The organism is Pollutimonas subterranea, from assembly GCF_002849655.1.
Taxonomy (GTDB): domain Bacteria; phylum Pseudomonadota; class Gammaproteobacteria; order Burkholderiales; family Burkholderiaceae_B; genus Pollutimonas; species Pollutimonas subterranea.
This window is the reverse complement of the sequence record NZ_PDNW01000053.1, coordinates 1-1,585: the sequence shown is the minus strand read 5'-3', so window position 1 is coordinate 1,585 and position 1,585 is coordinate 1. Positions and strand designations below refer to the sequence as shown.

At 63.8% G+C, this 1,585-nt stretch carries 1 protein-coding gene; it reads right to left on the bottom strand.

The genetic code is table 11. From position 1 onward, the window contains the following. Window positions 1–170: 170 nt before the first annotated feature. On the bottom strand, window positions 171–1,484 hold the full coding sequence (locus CR159_RS21285) for an IS1380 family transposase (protein ID WP_102075938.1): 1,314 nt from the start codon (window positions 1,482–1,484) through the stop codon (window positions 171–173). Window positions 1,485–1,585 lie beyond the last annotated feature (101 nt).

The following is a 1,585-nucleotide window of genomic DNA, read 5'->3' as shown; positions in this document are numbered from 1 at the left end:
CCCGGACTTTTCACCATGAGGCTTGCGGGAGTGATTTTTGCGCCTTGATCTGACCGAGTGCTGCGCCGGTCTGCTTGGGGGCGGCGTTGGAGGAGATTTTCAGCGCTGCGGACGCAATTTCCCCTACCCCCATTGCTTTATAGCGTGCCGGGGACAGCACTTTTTCAGTGTTACGGGCCCATGGCGCGCGCCGCGTGTGCGAAGACGTGGCGCAAAGGATGATGCGAGGCCAGCAGTATGCGAACCCGGCGGGTATTGCGCACAATGGCCGCGCCGATTTTCAAGAGGCGCACCCGGATGGTGGCGGCACTGGCGCGCTCAAGCTCGGTGCCGCGCAATGCCACCTCACGCAGGCGCTGCATCAGCGTATAGGCCAGGGCCGCCAGCAGCAACCGAAACTGGTTGGCCGCGAACCGATGGCAGCTCGCGCGGGCGCCAAACAGATCGAGCTGGGCTTCCTTGATGCGGTTCTCGGCTTCGCCGCGGGCGCAGTACAACCCATCGTAGAGCGTGCCGGCGTCCGAGCCGACGATGTTGGTGACGATGAAACGCGGGTTGATCCCCTGGCTGCCGTATTCCAGACGGGTCACCACGCGCCGGGGCCGGTCCCAGGAGCCGGCCGCGTAGGAGAATTCGCTCACCAGGCGTTGCTTGCAACCGGTGCGCTCGTGGTCGCGCTTAAGCATCGCCTCGGCCGGCTGCACACGCGCCTGAAGGCGGGTATTTCGCGCCAGACCGATGATGTATTGCACACCGGCGCGCTCGCACCAGCGGATCAGCCGTTGGCGGCAGAACCCGGAGTCGCCCCGGATGATGATGCGCACATCGGGCCAAGCCTGTCGCAGCCGGTTCACCAACAAACGCAGCACCGCCGCCGCGTGGCGCGCCCCATCGATGCGGCTGGGCCGCAGCAGGCAGGCCAGCATCGACTGGCCACAGAACACGTACAGCGGCAGGTAGCAGTGATGGTCGTAGTAGCCGTGGAACTGCTTGAGTTCTTGCTCGCCATGCAGCGGCACGTCCGAGGCATCCACATCCAGAATCAGCTCCTTGGGCGGCGCCGCGAAGCTGGAAATAAAATGCTCGACCAGCACCTGATGCAGCGCCCATGCATCGGCACGTGTGGCGCCCGTCTCCAGGCGGCACAGCGTGGGCGAGCTCGCCAGAGGCTGATCACGCCCCACCGCCGTTTGCATCAGCAGGTCGGCGCGTAGCGCGTCGTGATCGTTCAGATCTTCGTAGCCGCAGCACAGCCCATACAGGCGCTGAGCTAGCACGTCGCGCAGGCGATGACGGATGCGCCCGGCAGCCCGGCGCTCGGTCAGGGCCTTGGCCGCCAGACGCGACAACCCGGTGCGCGCATCAATCTGGCGTAGCAGCATCAGCCCACCGTCGGAACTCAGGTCGCCGCCCTCGAAATTGGCCTGTAAATAGCGTCGCCCAAGACGCCCAAAGTCCAGATGTTCAGTGGTACGATTTGGCATAGGCAATCCCGTTTGGTTGTGGCGTCGAATACCAGTAACCATAAGCCTTTGGCACGGGATTGCCTACCCGTTTCTACAACAATAATGAAATTTCCGGGCTA

Excerpts from the sequence above, each read along its gene's own strand:
- CR159_RS21285 (WP_102075938.1), bottom strand. The coding sequence starts at position 1,484 with ATGCCAAATCGTACCACTGAACATCTGGACTTTGGGCGTCTTGGGCGA.